Here is an 18,775-nt window from a genome sequence, read left to right as displayed (position 1 = left end):
CCCCCAAGTCGTCCGGTGGACCAACCACCCACCGGCCCACCAAGAGAAGGAACCAACGGAATGTCTGCTGCTCTCGAGACCCTCGCGGCCGTTGAAGGCAACGTCGGCACCATCGGTTACGGCCTCGCCGCCATCGGCCCCGGTGTCGGCGTCGGCATCATCTTCGGTAACGGTGTGCAGGCCATCGCCCGCCAGCCCGAGGCCGCCGGCCTCATCCGCCAGAACATGCTGCTCGGCTTCGCGGTCGTCGAGGCCCTGGCCCTGATCGGCTTCGTCGTTCCGTTCATCCTCTGACGACGGACCGCAGCCTTATTTCGACGAAAGGTCCATCATGATGTACCTGGCAGCCGAGGAACCGCAGAATCCGCTGGTTCCGGTCTGGCCTGAGGTCGTCATCGGCCTGCTCGCCTTCGGCATCGTCTTCTTCGTCTTCTCCAAGAAGCTCCTCCCGGCCATCAACAAGGCCCTGGACGAGCGGCGTGAGGCGATCGAGGGGGGCATCGAGAAGGCCGAGGCTGCCCAGGCCGAGGCGCAGCAGACGCTGGAGGAGTACCGGGCTCAGCTGAGCGAGGCCCGGCACGAGGCCGCGCGTCTGCGTCAGGAGGCGCAGGAGCAGGGTGCCGCGCTCATCGCAGAGATGCGTGCGGAAGGCCAGCGGCAGCGTGAGGAGATCATCGCCGCCGGTCACACCCAGATCGAGGCCGACCGCAAGCAGGCCGCGCAGGCGCTGCGCCAGGACGTGGGCAAGCTCGCCACCGACCTGGCCGGGAAGCTCGTCGGCGAGTCCCTTGAGGACACCGCCCGGCAGAGCCGCACCATCGACCGCTTCCTGGACGACCTGGAGGCCAAGGCCGAGACCGGGGCCGCCCGATGAACGGAGCGAGTCGCGAGGCACTGGCCAACGCGCGGGAGCGGCTGAACGCGCTGACGGACAACACGTCCGTCGACGCGACGCGGCTCTCCGACGAGCTGGCCTCCGTCACCACGCTGCTCGACCGTGAGGTGCGACTGCGCCGGACGCTCACCGACCCGGCGCGGTCCGGCGAGGCGAAGGCCGAGCTCGTGGGCCGTCTGCTGAGCGGCCAGGTCAGCGGTGAGACCGTTGACCTGGTCTCCGGCATGGTCCGCGCCCGCTGGTCGCGCTCGCGTGACCTGGTGGACGCCGTCGAGCAGCTCGCGGACAGCGCCGACCTGATCGCCGCCGACCGTGCGGGCACGCTCGGTGACGTGGAGGACGAGCTGTTCCGGTTCGGCCGGATCGTCGCCTCCTCCGCGGAGCTGCGGTCGGCGCTCAGCGGCAAGGTCGGCGACGCGTCGCTCAGGGGCGCGCAGACCGAGCTGCTGCACCGGCTGCTGGGGGGCCGGGCCCAGCCCGCCACCGAGCGACTGGTGATCCGCCTGGTCGGTCAGCCGCGAGGCCGTAGCCTGGAAGGTGGCCTGGAGGCCCTTTCCCAGCTGGCCGCCGAGCGTCGGGACCGCTCCGTCGCGGTCGTCACCTCCGCGGTTCCGCTGAGTGACGGGCAGAAGCAGCGCCTCGGCGCGGCCCTGACCCGCCTCTACGGCCGGGAGGTGCACCTGAACCTCGACGTGGACCCGGCGGTCCTCGGCGGGATCACGGTGCGCATCGGTGACGACGTCATCAACGGCAGCGTGGCCGCCCGCCTCGAAGAGGTCGAGCGGCGGATGGCCGGCTGAGCCGGCCGGTCACCACCAACTCAACAAGCAGTACGTAGCGGCCCGAGTTGGGCCGTAGCAGATACATACGGGCCCAACAAGGAGAGCAGGGAACCCAGATGGCGGAGCTCACGATCCGGCCGGATGAGATCCGGGACGCGCTGGAGAACTTTGTCCAGTCGTACACGCCGGACGCGGCCTCGCGCGAAGAGGTCGGGACGGTCAGCGTTGCCGGTGACGGCATCGCGAAGGTCGAGGGTCTTCCCTCGGCCATGGCGAACGAGCTGCTGAAGTTCGAGGACGGCACGCTCGGCCTCGCTCTGAACCTCGAAGAGCGCGAGGTCGGTGCGGTTGTCCTCGGTGAGTTCAGCGGCATCGAGGAGGGCCAGACGGTGCGCCGCACCGGCGAGGTCCTCTCGGTGGCGGTGGGCGAGGGCTACCTCGGCCGGGTCGTCGACCCGCTGGGCAACCCGATCGACGGTCTCGGTGAGATCGAGACCGACGACCGCCGCGCCCTGGAGCTGCAGGCCCCCACGGTCATGCAGCGCAAGTCGGTGCACGAGCCGATGGAGACCGGCTACAAGGCCGTCGACGCCATGACCCCGGTGGGCCGGGGCCAGCGCCAGCTGATCATCGGCGACCGGCAGACCGGCAAGACGGCGCTCGCGGTCGACACGATCATCAACCAGAAGGCCAACTGGGCGAGCGGCGACCCGAGCAAGCAGGTCCGCTGCATCTACGTCGCCATCGGCCAGAAGGGCTCCACCATCGCCGGCGTGCGCGGCGCGCTGGAGGAGGCCGGGGCCCTGGAGTACACCACCATCGTCGCCGCCCCGGCGTCCGACCCGGCGGGCTTCAAGTACCTGGCGCCCTACACCGGCTCGGCCATCGGCCAGCACTGGATGTACCAGGGCAAGCACGTCCTGATCATCTTCGACGACCTGTCCAAGCAGGCCGACGCCTACCGCGCCGTCTCCCTGCTGCTGCGCCGCCCGCCGGGCCGTGAGGCCTACCCGGGCGACGTCTTCTACCTGCACTCCCGGCTGCTGGAGCGCTGCGCCAAGCTCTCCGACGAGATGGGCTCCGGTTCGATGACCGGCCTCCCGATCGTCGAGACCAAGGCCAACGACGTGTCGGCGTTCATTCCGACGAACGTCATCTCCATCACCGACGGCCAGTGCTTCCTGGAGTCGGACCTGTTCAACGCGGGCCAGCGCCCGGCGCTGAACGTCGGTATCTCCGTCTCCCGTGTCGGTGGCTCCGCGCAGCACAAGGCCATGCGGCAGGTCTCCGGCCGGCTCCGCGTGGACCTGGCCCAGTTCCGTGAGCTGGAGGCGTTCGCCGCCTTCGGTTCGGACCTGGACGCCGCCTCGAAGTCCGCCCTGGAGCGGGGTCAGCGCATGGTGGAGCTGCTCAAGCAGGGCCAGTACGCGCCGTACCCGACCGAGGACCAGGTCGTCTCCATCTGGGCCGGCACCAACGGTCTGATGGACGTCGTCCCGGTCGCGGACGTCCGCCGCTTCGAGAAGGAGCTGCTGGACTTCATGCACCGCGAGCACAAGGACCTGATGACCGGCATCCGCGAGGGCGCCAAGATGTCGGACGACACCCTGGCGAAGCTGCGTGAGGTCGTCGAGTCCTTCAAGAAGCAGTTCGAGACCTCGGACGGCAAGCTTCTGGGCGAGGGCTGAGCATGGGTGCCCAGCTCCGGGTCTACAAGCGGCGGATCAAGTCCGTCAAGGCCACCAAGAAGATCACCAAGGCGATGGAGATGATCGCCGCCTCGCGCATCGTCAAGGCGCAGCGCAAGGTGGCGGCCTCCACGCCCTACGCCGAGGAGCTCACCGCCGCGGTCACCGCGGTGGCGGGCGGCGCGGAGGTCAAGCACCCGCTGACCACCGAGGTGGAGGCACCGCAGCGGGCCGCCGTGCTGCTCGTGACGAGCGACCGCGGTCTGGCCGGCGGGTACTCCTCCAACGCCATCAAGGCGGCGGAGCGGCTCACCCAGCGGCTCTCCTCGGAGGGCAAGGACGTCGTGACGTACGTCGTCGGCCGCAAGGGCGTCGCGTACTACAACTTCCGTGAGAAGGCCGTCGCCGACTCCTGGACCGGCTTCACCGACAGCCCCGTGTACGCGGACGCCAAGAAGGTCGCGGCGCCGCTCATCGAGGCCATCGGACGGGACACCGCCGACGGCGGCGTCGACGAGCTGCACATCGTCTTCACCGAGTTCGTCTCGATGATGACGCAGGAGCCGGTCGACCGCCGGATGCTGCCGCTCACGCTGGAGTCGTCGGACGCGGAGCCGGAGGCCGCCAAGAAGGCCGCCGAGCGCGTCCAGCCGCTGTACGACTTCGAGCCGTCGGCCGAGGAGGTGCTCGACGCGCTGCTGCCGCGGTACGTCGAGAGCCGCGTCTACAACGCCCTGCTGCAGGCCGCCGCCTCCGAGCACGCGGCCCGCCGCCGGGCGATGAAGTCGGCGACCGACAACGCGGAAGAGCTCATCAAGTCGCTCACGCGGCTTGCCAACGCGGCCCGCCAGGCCGACATCACCCAGGAAATCAGCGAGATCGTCGGTGGTGCCAGCGCGCTGGCCGACGCTTCTGCGGGGAGTGACCGATAACTATGACCACCACTGCTCAGACGGCCGTCGCGACGGGCCGCGTCGCGCGGGTCATCGGCCCGGTCGTCGACGTGGAGTTCCCCGTCGACGCGATGCCGGAGATCTACAACGCCCTCACCGTCCAGGTCGCCGACCCGGCCGAGGAAGGCGCCTCCAAGACGCTGACCCTGGAGGTCGCGCAGCACCTGGGCGAGGGCCTGGTGCGTGCCATCTCCATGCAGCCCACCGACGGCCTGGTCCGCCAGGCTCCGGTGACCAACACCGGCGACGGCATCACCGTCCCCGTCGGTGACGTCACCAAGGGCCGCGTGTTCAACACCCTGGGCGAGATCCTCAACGAGCCGGAGGCCGAGTCCGAGGTCACCGAGCGCTGGGCGATCCACCGCAAGGCCCCGGCCTTCGACCAGCTCGAGTCCAAGACCGAGATGTTCGAGACCGGCCTGAAGGTCGTCGACCTGCTGACCCCGTACGTCAAGGGCGGCAAGATCGGCCTGTTCGGTGGCGCCGGTGTCGGCAAGACCGTTCTCATCCAGGAAATGATCATGCGTGTGGCGAAGCTGCACGAGGGTGTTTCCGTGTTCGCCGGTGTCGGTGAGCGCACCCGTGAGGGCAACGACCTCATCGAGGAGATGGCCGAGTCGGGCGTGCTCCCGCAGACGGCCCTCGTCTTCGGTCAGATGGACGAGCCGCCGGGCACGCGTCTGCGCGTCGCCCTGGCCGGTCTGACCATGGCGGAGTACTTCCGCGATGTGCAGAAGCAGGACGTGCTGTTCTTCATCGACAACATCTTCCGCTTCACCCAGGCCGGTTCCGAGGTCTCCACGCTGCTCGGCCGCATGCCCTCCGCGGTGGGTTACCAGCCGAACCTCGCGGACGAGATGGGTGTGCTCCAGGAGCGCATCACCTCGACCCGTGGTCACTCGATCACCTCGATGCAGGCGATCTACGTCCCTGCGGACGACCTGACCGACCCGGCCCCGGCGACCACGTTCGCCCACCTGGACGCCACCACGGTGCTCTCCCGTCCGATCTCGGAGAAGGGCATCTACCCGGCGGTGGACCCGCTGGACTCGACGTCCCGCATCCTGGACCCGCGCTACATCACGCAGGAGCACTACGAGTGCGCCTCCCGCGTCAAGGGGATCCTGCAGAAGTACAAGGACCTCCAGGACATCATCGCCATTCTCGGTATCGACGAGCTCGGCGAGGAGGACAAGCTCACCGTCCACCGCGCCCGTCGTATCGAGCGCTTCCTGTCGCAGAACACCCACGCGGCGAAGCAGTTCACCGGTCTCGACGGATCGGACGTTCCGCTGGACGAGTCGATCGCCGCGTTCAACGCGATCGCCGACGGTGAGTACGACCACTTCCCCGAGCAGGCGTTCTTCATGTGCGGTGGCCTGGACGACCTGAAGGCCAAGGCCAAGGAGCTCGGCGTCTCCTGACGCCCGGGCCCAGCGGAAGGCGGGGGCCGGACCCGGTCCGGCCCCCGCCCGCCGCACCCCCTATTCTTGAGATATCCCAGTTTGAGGAGCCACTGTGGCTGAGCTGCACGTCGAGTTGGTCGCCGCCGACCGCAGGGTCTGGTCGGGCGAGGCCAGGCTGGTCGTCGCGCGCACCTCTTCGGGTGAGATCGGCGTCATGCCCGGCCACCAGCCGCTGCTCGGCGTGCTGGAGTCCGGGCCGGTCACCATCCGCACCACGGGTGAGAGCGGCGACGGCACCGTGATCGCGGCGGTGCACGGCGGTTTCATCTCGTTCGCCGACAACAAGCTGTCGCTGCTGGCCGAGATCGCCGAACTGAGTTACGAGATCGACGTCGAGCGCGCGGAGCGGGCGCTCGAGAAGGCCAAGTCGGACCTGGACGCGGCGGCGGAACGACGCGCCGACGTCCGCCTGCGGGCCGTGGCGGTCGCACGCTGAACCCGCAGGTACGTGTCAATCAGCCGCGGACGGCTCCGGAGCCCTGCTCCGGGACGGTCCGCGGCTGAGTCATCATGGAGGGCGTATCCGCGCACCGCGCGCGGCATGCGGGGAGATGCGAGGAGGTCGGTGACACGTGACCCTCGCCCTGGTGCTGTGCGGGCTGTTCGTGGCGCTGGTGCTGCTGGCGCTGTTCGTCTTCGGGCTGCGCCGTCGGCTGATCCAGCGGTCGGGCGGCACGTTCGACTGCAGCATGCGCTGGGACGTGCCCAAGGAGGAGAGCGAGGAGCCGACCGGCAAGGGCTGGAGCTACGGCATCGCCCGCTACCGGGGTGACCGCGTCGAGTGGTACCGCGTCTTCTCCTACGCTCCCCGGCCGCGCCGGCTGCTCGTCCGTGAGGCCGTCGAGGTCCTCCGGCGGCGTACCCCGCAGGGCGAGGAGGAGCTGGCGCTGCTCTCCGACGCCGTCGTCCTCAGCTGCCTGCACGACGGCACGCCGGTGGAGCTGGCGATGAGCGAGGACGCGCTGACGGGATTCCTCGCCTGGCTGGAGGCCGCGCCCCCCGGCCAACGCGTCAACGTCGCGTAGCCTTCGCGTCTCTTCCCCTTCCCCTTCTCCTTCCCGGAACCCGTTCCCCGGCCCGGCCCCCTGCGGGGTGCCGGGCCGTGTCATGTCCGTGGTCCTGCCCGGGGCGGCCGGGACGTTCCTCCCGCAGGTCTCGCGCCCCCGGCACCGGTGGGGACACGGCGTCCGACAGGGGCCCGAGTCCCTGGGGTGGTCCGGCCTCTCCGAGGGGCGCTTCCGCCCGCCCTCCTGCTCCCGGGACGCTCCTTCCGCTGGGGGAGTGCGGGCGGGCGCACGAAAGAGCCGGGGAGACGGCGGGCGGGCCGTCTCCCCGGCGTTCGGGGGGTGGGTCAGAGCGAGCGGGTCATCCGTTCAGACCCTGGTGGATGGCGGTGATCAGCTCACCGTCCGCGGTGTCGCCGCTGGTCTCCCAGAAGAACGCACCGCCCAGGCCCTGCTGCTTGGCCCAGTCCATCTTGCCCTGGATGGTGCTGGGGGTGTCGTAGCTCCACCACTCGTTGCCGCAGTGGGCGTAGGCGGTGCCGGCGACCGTGCCGGTGACCGGGCACTTGTCCTTGATCACCTTGTAGTCGTCGATGCCGGCCTCGTAGGTGCCCGGGGCCGCGCCGGTGGCGGTGCCGCCCGGCTCGGACTGCGTGACGCCGGTCCAGCCGCGGCCGTAGAAGCCGATGCCGAGGAGCAGCTTGTCGGCGGGTACGCCCTTGGCCTTGAGCTTGGCGATGGCGTCGGCGGAGTTGAAGCCCTCCTGGGGGATGCCGTCGTACGAGGTCAGCGGCGAGTGCGGGGCCGTCGGCCCGTTCTTGTTGAAGCCGCCGAAGAAGTCGTACGTCATGACGTTGTACCAGTCGGTGTACTGCGCAGCACCGGCGTAGTCCGCCTTGTCGATCTTGCCGCCGCTGGAGGCGTCGGCGGTGATCGCGGCCGTCACGAGCTGGTCCTGGCCGAACTCGGCGCGGAACGCCTGCATCATCTCGCGCATCACGTCCGGGCCGCTGTTGTCACAGCTCAGACCGCAGGCGTTGGGGTACTCCCAGTCCAGGTCGATGCCGTCGAAGACACCCTCCCAGCGCGGGTCGTGCACCAGGTCGTAGCAGGACGACGCGAAGGCGGCCGGGTTCTGCATGGCGTCACCGAAGCCGCCGGACCAGGTCCATCCGCCGAAGGACCACAGGATCTTGATGTGCGGGTAGGCCTCCTTCAGCTTGAGGAGCTGGTTGAAGTTGCCGCGCAGCGGCTGGTCCCAGGTGTCGGCCACGCCGTCCACGGACTCGGCGGCGGTGTACGCCTTGTCGATGGCGGCGTAGCTGTCGCCCATCGTGCACTTGCCGCCCTGCACGTTGCCGAACGAGTAGTTGATGTGCGTCAGCTTCTCGGCGGAACCGGAGGTGACCAGGTCCTTGACGTGGTAGTCGCGGCCGTAGACGCCCCACTCGGTGAAGTAGCCGAGGTTGATGTGCTCACCGGGCGGCACCGGGGGGTCGGTCGGGTCCGGGTCCGGCGGGTCCGTCGGGTCCGGGTCCGGCGGGTCGGTGGGGTCGGGGTCCGGCTCGCCGGAGCCGTCACACGCCTTGCCGTTGATCAGGCAGCCGCTCGGGTCGCCCGATCCGCTGCCGCCGAAGCCGAAGCTGACGCTGGCACCGGGGGCGATCGTGCCGTTCCAGCCCAGGTTGACGGCGGTGTAGTGGTCACCGCTCTTGGTGACCTTCGCCTCCCAGTGGCTGTTCACCGTGGTGCCGGAGGGGAAGTCCCACTCCAGCTCCCAGCTGTTCAGCGTGGTGTCACCGGTGTTCTTGATGGTCCACTTGCCTTCGAAGCCCGTTCCCCAGTCGGCGGTCCGGGTGAAGGTGGCCGTGGCCTCCTCGGCCGCCTGGGCCGGGGTGGCCATGACGACCAGGCCGCCGGCGGGGATGAGCAGTGCCGCCATGACTGCGAGAGCCCGACGGCCGGTTCGACGTCTCGTGCTGCGTGGTGTATTCAACAGCGCTCCATGAGCTGGGGCCGGTGGGGGCCGGTCCGATGGGGGTTTCTGCGCCGCCCGTGGAGCGCGTGACGTGCCTCACGCCCTCCCGCAGTTGTCAGGGACACTAAGGAGGTCTGGACCACTGGTCAATAGGTCTGGACCAAATCGGCTGCGAGCTAAGGTTTCCTTAAGGTGCCGCTGAGTTGGGCCCAAGGTGTCGTTCGGTGGACACCTCCTGTACGCCTGCAACGACGGCGTGACGGGCCGTGCCGCCGCCCGCGTGGCGGGCGGTGAGTCGGCGTCAGGAGACGTCAGGCGGGCGAGACGCCCCACTCCCTGGCCAGCACGGCGGCCTGCGTGCGGCTGCGCAGCCCCAGCTTGCGCAGGACGCGGCTGACGTGCGTCTTCACGGTGGCCTCGGCCATCGAGAGCCGGGCCGCGACGTCCGCGTTGGAGTGGCCCTCGCCCAGGAGCGCCAGCACCTCCCGCTCCCGTGCCGTCAGAGTCTCCAGCTCGGGGGGTGCCTGTGCGGGTGCGACGGCCGGGGCGGCGAACTCGGCGATGAGCCGCCGGGTCACCGCGGGCGCGATCGTCCCCTCGCCGCGTGCCACCGTCCGGACGGCGTCGACGAGTCCCGCCGCGTCGGTGTTCTTGAGCAGAAAGCCCGCCGCGCCGGCCCGCAGCGCCCCGAACACGTAGGCGTCCAGGTCGAACGTCGTCAGCACGAGGACATCGGCCAGCCGCTCCGCGACGATCTCCCGGGTGGCCGAGACGCCGTCCAGGCGCGGCATCTGCACGTCCATCAGGACGATGTCGGGCCGCAGCTCCCGGGCCAGCCGCACGGCCTCCTCCCCGTCCTCGGCCTCCCCGACGACGTCGACCCCCGCCGCGCCGCGCAGGATGAGCACCAGCCCGGACCGTACGGACGCCTGGTCCTCGGCGACGAGTACCCGGATCGTCACGTGCGCTCAGCTCCTTCACTCAGGGGCAGCCGGGCCCGCACCCGCCACACGTCCCCGTCCGGCCCGGCGGCGAACGCGCCGCCCAGCAGTTCGACCCGTTCCCGCATGCCGACGAGTCCGGCCCCCGAGCCGGGGACCCGGGGGCCCGCGCGGCCGAGCGGCGAGCACACGGTGACCGTCAGGTCCGCCGCCCGCTCCAGGCGCACGCTCACCTCACCGGGCGCGGCGTGCTTCAGCGCGTTGGTCAGGGCCTCCTGCACGACCCGGTAGGCGGCCAGCTCCACCGGCGCGGGCAGGCCCCCGGACTCCGCCGGGCCGTCGTGGAGGGCGAAGCGCAGCCCGCCCGCCGCGCCGCCCGAGCGGGCGCGGGCGACGAGGGCGGGCAGGCCGTCCAGCGTGGGCCGGGTGGCGAGCTCCTCCCCGTCGTCGGACTCCTCCCGCAGGATGCCGATCAGCCGCCGCATCTCCGCCAGCCCCTGCACGCTGCTCTCCCGGATGACGCCGAGCGCCCGCGCGGTGGCGGACGTGTCGTCGCTGCTCTGGGCCGCCGTCGCGTGCAGGGCGATGGCGGAGAGGTGGTTGGCGACCAGGTCGTGCAGTTCCCGGGCCATGCGGGCCCGTTCGGACGCGACGGCCTGGGTGCGGTCCATCTCCGCCAGCAGGGCCGTCTGCTCGGCCCGCAGCCGTTCGGCGGCGGCCGTGTCGCGGTGGTTGCGCACGAGCAGGCCGGTGTAGGCGGGCGCGGAGGTGACCAGGGCGAACAGCATGCCGAGCACCAGCGCCTCCGGCTCCCGCAGCAGAGCCAGCATGCCGAGGGTGAACGCCACGCCCACCACGAGTGTCCACAGCGGCAGCAGCCGGGCCCGGCGGGCGCTGCCGTAGAGGACGGCGGCGTACATGACGTCGGTGAAGAGCAGCACCGTCGCCAGCAGCCCGCCGGTCAGCTGGTCGCCGACGAGTGCGAGGTAGGCGACGCCCAGCACCCAGGGCCTCGGGTCGCGGCGCCACAGCACGGCCCCGCACATGAGCACCAGCGGCAGCACCGCCCAGGCGCCGTACCTGCGTCCGAAGCCCTGGTGGGTGGTGAACACCTCCAGCCGCCACAGCAGCAGCCCCCCGAGCAGCCCGGCGACGGCGATCAGGGCGTCCGAGCGGTGCGGACGCGACGGGAGGGCGAGCGGCATGGTCCCATCCCAGCACGTCGGACGCGGTGGCCACGTCCGCCCCCGGGGAGGTGGCGGGTACATCGAAAGATGCAGCGGCGGATCGTCACCGGCGACGACGTCCGGAGCGGCCCCGGCCGCGAGGCTGGAGGCAAGGAAAGGAGCCGCCGTGCTGCTCGCGCTCATCATCGCCGCCGAGATCGGGTTCTGGGTCCTGCTCGCGCTCGGTCTCGCCCTCCGCTACCTCGCCCGCATGCCCCGCACCGGGCTGGCCGTCCTGCTGTGCGTGCCCCTGCTGGAGGTGGTGCTGCTCGTGGCCACCGCCGCCGACCTGAGGGACGGCGGTGAGCCGGGTTGGCGGCACGGCCTGGCCGCCGTCTACCTCGGTGTCACCGTCACCCACGGCCCCCACCTCGTCCGCTGGGCCGACGCACGGTTCGCCCACCGCTTCGCGGACGGCCCGCCGCCGGTGAGGCCGCCCCGCTACGGGAGCGCGCGTGCCGCGCACGAGTGGCGGCTGAGCGCCCGCGCGATCGGCGCCGCCGCCATCGCCGCCGGGCTGCTCCAGGCGGCGATCTGGTACGTCGGTGACGCGGGTGACGTGGCGCCGCTGCGCGCGTGGCAGGTCCGGATGCGGTACGTCGTGGGCATCGCCGTGGTGATCGCGCTCAGCTACACCCTCTGGCCCAAGCGGCCGCCGAACGGCACGGCCGATACCCGTCCACCCGCCGCCTCGGACGCGGACCGGGAGACCGCCCGGCACTGACCCGACAGGGTGCATCCACGGCCCGGTGGGCCGAAGCCTGCGGTGCGCCGGGTGGCCAGGTGGCGCGCGCCGTTCGATGGTGGTGCTTCCTGCCACCGTCCGAGGGAGTGTCCGCGTGCCCGAGCTGTACATCGACGGTGAATGGGTGGCGGCGGCGGCCGGTGGCCGGCACGACGTCGTCAACCCGTTCGACGCCTCCGTCGTCACCACCGTGGACGACGCCGACGAGACGGACGTCGACCGGGCCGTGCGGGCCGCGCGGCGGGCGTTCGACTCCGGTGTGTGGTCCGACGCCCCCACCCGCCACCGCGCCGACGTGCTGCACCGCGTGCATCAGCTGCTGCTGCGGGACAAGGAGGAGATCGCCCGCAGCGAGACGCTGGACACGGGCAAGACGCTCGCCGAGGCGCGCGTCGACGTCGACGACGTGGCGAACTGCTTCCGCTACTTCGCCGAGATCGCCGACAAGGACGGCGGCCGGGTCCTGGACATCGGCCCCGACGTCCTCAGCCGCGTCGTGCACCACCCGGTCGGCGTGTGCGCGCTCATCGCCCCGTGGAACTACCCGCTGCTCCAGGCGTCCTGGAAGGTCGCCCCCGCGCTCGCCGCCGGGAACACCTTCGTCCTCAAGCCGAGCGAGACGACGCCGCTCACCACCCTCCACATGATCCGGCTGATCGCGGAGGCGGGGGCGCCGCCCGGCGTGGCCAACCTCGTGCTCGGTCCGGGCGCCACGGTGGGCGCCGCGATGACGTCCCACCCCGAGGTCGACCTCGTCTCGTTCACCGGCGGGCTGGACACCGGGCGGCGGATCATGGCGGCGGCGGCCGACGGCGTCAAGACGATCGCCCTCGAACTGGGCGGGAAGAACCCGAACATCGTCTTCGCGGACGCGGACTTCGACGCCGCGCTCGACTACGCGCTCGACGCGGCGTTCCTGCACTCGGGGCAGGTCTGCTCGGCCGGCTCCCGGCTCCTGGTCGAGGACGCGATCCACGACCGCTTCGTGGCGGCGCTCGCCGACCGGGCCTCCCGCATCCGGCTGGGCGACGGCCTGGCCGAGGGCACGGAGTCCGGGCCGCTCAGCTCGGCCGAGCACCGGGCGAAGGTGGAGGAGTACCTGGAGATCGGCCGCGCCGAGGGCGCGCGGGTGGCCTGCGGCGGACGGCGGCCCGACGACCCGGAGCTCCAGCGCGGTTTCTTCCTCCTGCCCACCGTCTTCGCCGACTGCGACCGCTCGATGCGGGTCGTCCAGGAGGAGATCTTCGGTCCCGTGGTCACCGTGGAGCGTTTCCACACCGAGGACGAGGCCGTGGCACTGGCCAACGACACGCGGTACGGCCTGGCGGGCGGGCTGTGGACGAGCGAGGCGAGCCGCGCGCAGCGGGTGGCGAACCGGCTGCGGCACGGCACGGTGTGGATCAACGACTTCCACCCCTACGTGCCGCAGGCCGAGTGGGGCGGTTTCGGCCGCTCCGGCATCGGGCGCGAACTGGGCCCCTCGGGGCTGCACGAGTACCAGGAGAGCAAGCACATCTACCAGAACCTCGCGCCGGCACCGTCCGGCTGGTTCAAGGGCTGAGGGGGCCGCACCCATGGCGACGACGGCAGCCGGCGAGACGGCGTACGACTATGTGATCATCGGCGGGGGTACGGCGGGCTCCGTGCTCGCCGCCCGGCTCTCGGAGAACCCCGACCACCGCGTCGCCGTCATCGAGGGCGGTCCCAGCGACGTGGGCGACGAACGCATCCTGAAGCTGCGCAACTGGATCAACCTGCTCGACTCGGACTTCGACTACCGCTACACCACCGTCGACCAGCCGCGCGGCAACTCCCACATCCTGCACTCCCGCGCCCGCGTCCTCGGCGGCTGCTCCTCCCACAACACCCTCATCAGCTTCCTCCCCCTGCCGGAGGACCTGACGGAGTGGACCGAACGCGGCTGCGCGGGCTGGGACCCGCAGACGGTCCTGCCCTACCGCGACCGGCTCCGGACCAACATCGTCCCCGTCGCCGAGGCCGACCGGAACCCGATCGCCGTCGACTTCGTCACCGCCGCGGCCGCCGCGCTCGACGTCCCCGTGATCGACGACTTCAACGCCGAGCCCTTCCCCGACGGCACGGGCTTCTTCTCCCTCGCCTACGAGCCCGACACCGGCTACCGCTCCTCCGCCTCGGTGGCCTACCTCCACCCCGTCATGGACCGGCCGAACCTCACCCTGCTGCTGGAGACCTGGGCCTACCGGCTGCTGCCCGACGAGGACGGCCGCCACACCCGCGTCCGCGTCCGTCGCGCCGACGGCTCCACGACCGTCGTCCGCGCCGAGCGGGAGATCCTGCTCTGCGCGGGCGCCATCGACACGCCGCGCCTGCTCATGCTCTCCGGCATCGGCCCCGCCCAGGAACTGCGCCGCCACGGCATCGACATCGTCGCCGACCTGCCGGGGGTGGGGGAGAACCTGCTGGACCACCCCGAGTCCGTCATCCTCTGGGAGACGCGCGGCCCGCTGCCGCCGAACTCGGCGATGGACTCCGACGCCGGACTCTTCGTGCGGCGCGACCGGAGCCAGCCCCGGCCGGACCTGATGTTCCACTTCTACCAGGTCCCCTTCACCGTCAACACGGCCCGCCTCGGCTACCCCGAACCGGAGTACGGCGTCTGTATGACGCCCAACGTGCCCCGCGCCCGCTCGGTCGGGCGGATGTGGCTGCGCAGCGCCGACCCGACCGACAAACCGGCGCTGGACTTCCGCTACTTCACCGACCCCGAGGGCTACGACGAGAAGACGATCGTCGACGGCCTGAAGCTCGCCCGGCGGGTCGCCAGGGAGGAGCCGCTGAAGTCCTGGCTGCTGCGGGAGGTCGCCCCCGGGCCGCACGTCGAGTCCGACGCGGAGCTGTCCGCCTACGGGCGCCGCGCGGCGCACACCGTCTACCACCCGGCCGGCACCTGCCGCATGGGCGCGGCCGACGACCCCCTGGCCGTCCTGGACCCGACGTTGCGGCTGCGCGGCGTGGACGGGGTCCGTGTCGTCGACGCCTCCGTCTTCCCCACGATGCCGACGATCAACCCCATGGTGACCGTCCTCCTCGTGGCCGAGCGGGCCGCCGACCTCATCGCCGGAGCCGCCGGCGAAGCGCGGGCCTGACCGGGGCCCGCCGCTGCTCACAGCGCTCCGGATGCGGATGCGCGGCAGGTGTGGTGATGCTGTACGAGGACACCGCAAACGGCGGAAGGAACAGCCATGTCCATGATGGATAAGCTCAAGGGGATGCTCAAGGGTCACCCGGAGCAGACCCGCAAGGGTGGAGAGAAGGCGGGCGACGCCGTCGACGAGCGCACCGGTGGCAAGTACAGCAAGCACGTCGACACCGGCCAGGAGAAGCTCAACGAGCGGTTCGGCGACGAGCAGCCGCGCGGACGTGGCGAGGACCGCCCCCCGCAGTCCTGAGGCGGTGCACGGGTCGGCGACGCCCCCGCGCGAGGTCGTGGCGCGGGGGTGGTCGCCCGCCAGGGGACGGCCGTGCGTCAGGGGCGGACGGCCGTGCCGAGGATGTGGCTGCTCGACGGGGTCGCGCGTGCGGTGGCGGGGAAGCGCAGGCGACGCAGTCCGGTCACCTCGAAACCGGCCGCCCCGATCGCGGCGCCGGTGTCGCGCCCGGTGTGGCAGCCGCCCGCCAGCCGGGGCCACAGCGTGGCGTCCAGCAACCCCTGCACCCGGCGCATCCCCGGGCTCTCCGACCGGACGTGCTCGAAGAACCGCAGCTCCCCGCCCGGCCGCAGCACCCGCCGCAGTTCCCCGAGCGCCCGCTCCTGGTCGGCCACCGAGCACAGCACCAGGCAGGCCACCGCCGCGTCGAACGACCCGTCGGGGAACGGCAGCCGCTCGGCCGCGCCGTCCACGACCTCGACCGGTACCGGCGCCGTCCGTGCCGCCCGCCCGGCCATCTCGCGCAGGTGCCGCTCCGGCTCGACGGCCACCACCCGACGTACCGCCGCCGGGTAGTGCGGGAAGTTCAGCCCGTTGCCCGCGCCGATCTCCACCACCTCGCCGGTGAGCCCGGCGAGCAGGCTCCGCCGGTGCTCGTCCACGCCCGCCCGCTCCAGCGCGGGCCCCGCCAGCCGCGCGTACAGCCGCGCGAACACCGGCCTGCTCCTCCCCGTCACCGCCGTCGCCGCCTCTCCGCTCTCCGCATGCCTCCACGCTCGCACGCCGGCGGGGATCAGCGCGGGCACCCCGTGGCGGTGTCCCTCGGCTGGCCGGGGTGGAAGAGGTCGCCGAGCATGAAGACGCAGCCGGGTGCGGACTCCAGGTCGTAGATGTCGGCGACCTCCAGGACCGCGAGGTTGCGGGCGTTCCCCACCCGGTCCTCGCGGAAGTCGACCTCACCCGTCGCCCCCTGGAACGTGCTGTCGCGGAACTGCTGGGCCACGGCGGCTCGGTGCGGGGCGGCGCCCGTCCCGGACGGATCGAGCCGTTCGTGGAGGGTGGCCGTCGCGTCCACGAAGAGCCCGGCCACGTCGTAGGTCGTACCGGTGCGCTCGGCGGGCCACGGCATCTGCGGGGCCTCGTCCTCCGGGAGCGTGCGGGCCAGCTCGCGGTGCAGGTTCGCGTAGCCGGCGCAGAACGCGTCCAGCGGTGTGCCCGGGCCCAGGAGGGACGCGGGCCGCCCCTCCTCGACGCAGGAGGCCCCGGCCAGGGTGACGAGACCGCCCATGCCCACGTAGGCCATCGGCTGGCCCGCCAGGGAGCTGTGGCTGCGGCTCTCCTTCTGGGCGACGAAGCGCGACACGGCGTCGGCGGCGATGATGCGCGGCAGCCCGCGACGGCTGGTGCAGCCCTTGGTCACCGACCTGATGAAGTCGAAGAAGGTGTTCTCGCGCCCTATGTAGTAGACGATCTCGTCCCTGCGGTCGGTGTCGTCCGCGCACAGCGACGCCACCTGCCCGACGGACCGCCAGCCCCGCGACTCCGTGGCCAGACCGGCCGCCCCCAACTCGGTCCGCGTGGCGGCCAGGAGGCTGTCGACGTAGCTGTCCCCGTCCTCCGGGTGGTGGAGCGTGACCTTCCCCGCCCCCAGGTGCGCCGCGTACCGGGCGATCAGCCGGGCCTGCCGGGTGTTGTCGGGGACCATCTGGAAGTACAGCGGCGACAGGTCGGCCAGCCCGGAGCCGGTGAGGGTGGTGCCGACGGCCGGGATGCCGGCGAGTCCGAGCTCCGTGATCGCCCGCTCGGTCTCCTCGACGGTCCGGTCGAGCCCGACCACGCCCAGCACCGAGGGGTCGGCGTCGAACAGTGGACGAAGCATGTCCCGCACGACCTCGGGGGCCCTGCGCATCCCGTCCCCGCCGTTGGCGACGATGACGCGCAGCAGCGGCTGCGTCTCCGACTTCACGTTCTGCGCCCGCTGCCGCAGGAGCAGCCCCTCCAGCTCCTCGGCGGCCGCGTGGTCGGTGTCGGGCGAGGCCGCCCGGTGGGTGAGGCCGACGAAGTGGACGATGCCGAGGTGGGGACGGCCGGGCTGCTGTTCGTGCAGCCGGGCGGCCACCTCGTTCTGCTCGAAGATGGCGGCCTGCGCGGCGCGGAGCCGGGGGTTGCCGCCGAAGACCTGTACCGCGCTGTCGCTGTAGCCGATGCACTGGCGGTCGCTCCGGCCCAGCTCGGCGACCCGCACGGAGACACCGTCGACGAAACCCGGCCGGACGTAGGCGCAGTCGGCGCTCCAGGACCTCACCACGTTCGCGGTCACGGGAAGCAGCGTCAGGACCAGGGCGGCGGACAGCAGCACCTCACCGACGCCCCGACGGGCCGGCAGGGGAGCGGCGCGGGGCCGGAAGGACGCGACGGCCCGCCACGCGTCCCGCGCACCGGGCTCCTCATCGGCCTGCGGGGGCAGGCCGATCCACAGGTACCTGGCGTTCTCCACCAGCCGCTGCCGCCTGCCGGGCAGGGTGTTCAGCCAGTGCTCCAGCGCCCGGTGCGCCTCCTGGGGCGGGTGGGGCTCGGCCGACTCCTCCGCCTCGGGGGAGCTCGGCCGCCGCCGGGCCGCCGCCACGACCAGCAGCGGATCGAGCTCGCCGGTCTCGTTGCGGACTTCGTTGATGAGCCGCAGCAGCTCCCAGCCGCCGTTCCCCTCGGTCACGTTGTCCAGGAGCACGGTGGTGTAGGCGGTCCGCCGCCATCCGGAGCGCTTGGGCAGGAGGTGCCGGTGCCGCCGCCGGTAGACCCGGCGCAGGTCCTCCAGGAAGGCGTGCACCAGCAGCTTCTTGACCTGCTCCGGGTTCTCCGAGGCGCGCCGGCCCTCGGTGAGCCGCTCGGCGAACCCGGCGAAGCTCGTGGAGTGCCGGGGGATCATGTACGGCTGGCGGCGCATGAACCAGCGTGCCTCGCGGCCCAGCCCGGGCACGCGCCGTCCGAGCCGCCGCAGCCCCAGCCGTCGGCCCGCCGTCAGCAGCAGGAGCAGCATCGAGCCCACCATGCCGACGGAGTTCGGTGCGGAGGCGAACGCGGTGGTGAGCGCCGCCGAATCGGACTCCCGCACCCGGCCGCTCCGGCGCCGCAGCAGGTCGACGATCTCCTGTTCGTGGCCGCCCTGATCCGGGGAGAGCCGCTGGGCCGTCAGCCAGTCCGCGAGCCCGTAGAGCCCGAACCTCAGCGGACGCCCGCCGAACCGGTCCGCGCCGAGCGCGGCGCTGAGCTCGTCCAGCAGCGGGAGGAGGGGAGGCGTCTGCCGGTCCGTGCTCGCCCAGCGGTCCAGGACGTGATCGTCCACCGTGGCCGCGTCGACGTAGGCGTGCGGGACCTGGGGCGCGTCATGGCCACCTAGGCCCCGGTGCAGGGCCGGGAGGAAGTCGTTCGTGCCCTCCTCGCGGAGCAGGCACACCAGGGGTAACGGATGGTCGCCCCGCACCTCCGTGTCCGGGGTGCCGGCCAGGAACCGCCGCCGCTCGATGAGGCCCCTGATCATGGACAGCAGCTCGTGCACCCCGGTGAACGACGGCCCCGATGCAGACATGTGCGGCAGGCTACCCGCGTGGATGGGCGGTGAGCAGTCCCTTTCGCGGGACCGTGACCGCCGCTCCGGCGCCGCCGAGCGTCGGGTGCGGCGGCGTGCGG

17 protein-coding genes are annotated in these 18,775 nt (G+C 71.9%); 12 read left to right on the top strand and 5 right to left on the bottom strand.

Going from position 1 to position 18,775, the window contains the following annotated elements:
• Positions 1–60: 60 nt before the first annotated feature.
• The 8 genes from atpE to V6D49_RS06645 all read left to right on the top strand — a co-directional run bounded on the left by atpE (position 61) and on the right by V6D49_RS06645 (position 6,809).
• Positions 61–294, top strand: coding sequence for an ATP synthase F0 subunit C (gene atpE / locus V6D49_RS06680; protein WP_340557957.1), 234 nt, complete (start codon positions 61–63; stop codon positions 292–294).
• 37 nt (positions 295–331) lie between these two features.
• A complete protein-coding gene (locus V6D49_RS06675) occupies positions 332–874 on the top strand; it encodes a F0F1 ATP synthase subunit B (RefSeq protein WP_340557955.1) in 543 nt (180 codons plus the stop codon).
• A complete protein-coding gene (locus tag V6D49_RS06670) occupies positions 871–1,695 on the top strand; it encodes a F0F1 ATP synthase subunit delta (RefSeq protein ID WP_340557953.1) in 825 nt (274 codons plus the stop codon). Before V6D49_RS06675 ends, V6D49_RS06670 begins: the two co-directional genes overlap by 4 nt.
• Before the next feature lie 98 nt (positions 1,696–1,793).
• Complete coding sequence (gene atpA / locus V6D49_RS06665; RefSeq protein ID WP_340557951.1) at positions 1,794–3,365, top strand: F0F1 ATP synthase subunit alpha; 1,572 nt, start codon at positions 1,794–1,796, stop codon at positions 3,363–3,365.
• Between the two features lie 2 nt (positions 3,366–3,367).
• Positions 3,368–4,297, top strand: coding sequence for a F0F1 ATP synthase subunit gamma (locus V6D49_RS06660; protein ID WP_340557949.1), 930 nt, complete (start codon positions 3,368–3,370; stop codon positions 4,295–4,297).
• Positions 4,298–4,299: 2 nt separating this feature from the next.
• Positions 4,300–5,742, top strand: a complete 1,443-nt coding sequence (atpD, locus tag V6D49_RS06655) for a F0F1 ATP synthase subunit beta (protein WP_340557948.1) — start codon at positions 4,300–4,302, stop codon at positions 5,740–5,742.
• 94 nt (positions 5,743–5,836) lie between these two features.
• Entirely contained in the window at positions 5,837–6,220 is a 384-nt protein-coding gene (locus tag V6D49_RS06650) for a F0F1 ATP synthase subunit epsilon (RefSeq protein ID WP_191211486.1), read from the top strand.
• A 136-nt stretch (positions 6,221–6,356) separates the two neighbouring features.
• The gene (locus tag V6D49_RS06645; protein WP_340557946.1) at positions 6,357–6,809 is read left to right on the top strand and encodes a DUF2550 domain-containing protein; all 453 of its coding nucleotides are present in this window, start codon (positions 6,357–6,359) and stop codon (positions 6,807–6,809) included.
• Positions 6,810–7,149: 340 nt separating this feature from the next.
• Here V6D49_RS06645 and V6D49_RS06640 read toward each other — a convergent pair whose 3' ends face one another.
• The 3 genes from V6D49_RS06640 to V6D49_RS06630 form a co-directional block, all read right to left on the bottom strand.
• Entirely contained in the window at positions 7,150–8,730 is a 1,581-nt protein-coding gene (locus tag V6D49_RS06640) for a glycosyl hydrolase family 18 protein (protein WP_340557944.1), read from the bottom strand.
• Between the two features lie 347 nt (positions 8,731–9,077).
• Positions 9,078–9,728: a response regulator transcription factor gene (locus V6D49_RS06635; RefSeq protein ID WP_340557942.1), complete on the bottom strand. Its 651-nt coding sequence runs from the start codon at positions 9,726–9,728 to the stop codon at positions 9,078–9,080.
• Entirely contained in the window at positions 9,725–10,912 is a 1,188-nt protein-coding gene (locus V6D49_RS06630) for a sensor histidine kinase (RefSeq protein WP_340557940.1), read from the bottom strand. The genes V6D49_RS06635 and V6D49_RS06630 overlap by 4 nt, the downstream gene beginning before the upstream one ends.
• 148 nt (positions 10,913–11,060) lie before the next feature.
• Here V6D49_RS06630 and V6D49_RS06625 point away from each other — a divergent pair, with 148 nt between their 5' ends.
• The 4 genes from V6D49_RS06625 to V6D49_RS06610 all read left to right on the top strand — a co-directional run bounded on the left by V6D49_RS06625 (position 11,061) and on the right by V6D49_RS06610 (position 15,109).
• Positions 11,061–11,657 (top strand): hypothetical protein, encoded by a 597-nt coding sequence (locus V6D49_RS06625; protein ID WP_340557938.1) that lies wholly within the window; start codon positions 11,061–11,063, stop codon positions 11,655–11,657.
• A 115-nt stretch (positions 11,658–11,772) separates the two neighbouring features.
• Entirely contained in the window at positions 11,773–13,239 is a 1,467-nt protein-coding gene (locus V6D49_RS06620; protein WP_340557936.1) for an aldehyde dehydrogenase family protein, read from the top strand.
• A 13-nt stretch (positions 13,240–13,252) separates the two neighbouring features.
• Positions 13,253–14,806 carry a GMC family oxidoreductase gene (locus V6D49_RS06615; protein ID WP_340557935.1) on the top strand — a complete coding sequence of 518 codons (1,554 nt, stop codon included), beginning with the start codon at positions 13,253–13,255 and terminating at the stop codon, positions 14,804–14,806.
• 96 nt (positions 14,807–14,902) lie between these two features.
• On the top strand, positions 14,903–15,109 hold the full coding sequence (locus tag V6D49_RS06610; protein WP_340557934.1) for an antitoxin: 207 nt from the start codon (positions 14,903–14,905) through the stop codon (positions 15,107–15,109).
• A gap of 77 nt (positions 15,110–15,186) precedes the next feature.
• On the opposite strand, the gene V6D49_RS06605 is transcribed toward V6D49_RS06610, so the two are convergent.
• Both V6D49_RS06605 and V6D49_RS06600 read right to left on the bottom strand, forming a co-directional pair.
• On the bottom strand, positions 15,187–15,804 hold the full coding sequence (locus V6D49_RS06605; RefSeq protein ID WP_340557933.1) for a class I SAM-dependent methyltransferase: 618 nt from the start codon (positions 15,802–15,804) through the stop codon (positions 15,187–15,189).
• A 77-nt stretch (positions 15,805–15,881) separates the two neighbouring features.
• A complete protein-coding gene (locus V6D49_RS06600; protein ID WP_340557931.1) occupies positions 15,882–18,674 on the bottom strand; it encodes a hypothetical protein in 2,793 nt (930 codons plus the stop codon).
• Positions 18,675–18,775: the final 101 nt, after the last annotated feature.

It is taken from the genome of Streptomyces sp. GSL17-111 (genome assembly GCF_037911585.1).
In the GTDB taxonomy this organism is placed as follows: domain Bacteria; phylum Actinomycetota; class Actinomycetes; order Streptomycetales; family Streptomycetaceae; genus Streptomyces.
This window is presented reverse-complemented; position numbering and strand designations above follow the sequence as displayed.

What these genes read in the sequence shown, in the direction of transcription:
- atpE (WP_340557957.1), top strand. Translation starts at nt 61, where the DNA reads ATGTCTGCTGCTCTCGAGACCCTCGCGGCCGTTGAAGGCAACGTCGGC.
- V6D49_RS06675 (WP_340557955.1), top strand. Translation starts at nt 332, where the DNA reads ATGATGTACCTGGCAGCCGAGGAACCGCAGAATCCGCTGGTTCCGGTC.
- V6D49_RS06670 (WP_340557953.1), top strand. Translation starts at nt 871, where the DNA reads ATGAACGGAGCGAGTCGCGAGGCACTGGCCAACGCGCGGGAGCGGCTG.
- atpA (WP_340557951.1), top strand. Translation starts at nt 1,794, where the DNA reads ATGGCGGAGCTCACGATCCGGCCGGATGAGATCCGGGACGCGCTGGAG.
- V6D49_RS06660 (WP_340557949.1), top strand. Translation starts at nt 3,368, where the DNA reads ATGGGTGCCCAGCTCCGGGTCTACAAGCGGCGGATCAAGTCCGTCAAG.
- atpD (WP_340557948.1), top strand. Translation starts at nt 4,300, where the DNA reads ATGACCACCACTGCTCAGACGGCCGTCGCGACGGGCCGCGTCGCGCGG.
- V6D49_RS06640 (WP_340557944.1), bottom strand. Translation starts at nt 8,730, where the DNA reads ATGGCGGCACTGCTCATCCCCGCCGGCGGCCTGGTCGTCATGGCCACC.
- V6D49_RS06630 (WP_340557940.1), bottom strand. Translation starts at nt 10,912, where the DNA reads ATGCCGCTCGCCCTCCCGTCGCGTCCGCACCGCTCGGACGCCCTGATC.
- V6D49_RS06615 (WP_340557935.1), top strand. Translation starts at nt 13,253, where the DNA reads ATGGCGACGACGGCAGCCGGCGAGACGGCGTACGACTATGTGATCATC.
- V6D49_RS06610 (WP_340557934.1), top strand. Translation starts at nt 14,903, where the DNA reads ATGTCCATGATGGATAAGCTCAAGGGGATGCTCAAGGGTCACCCGGAG.
- V6D49_RS06600 (WP_340557931.1), bottom strand. Translation starts at nt 18,674, where the DNA reads ATGTCTGCATCGGGGCCGTCGTTCACCGGGGTGCACGAGCTGCTGTCC.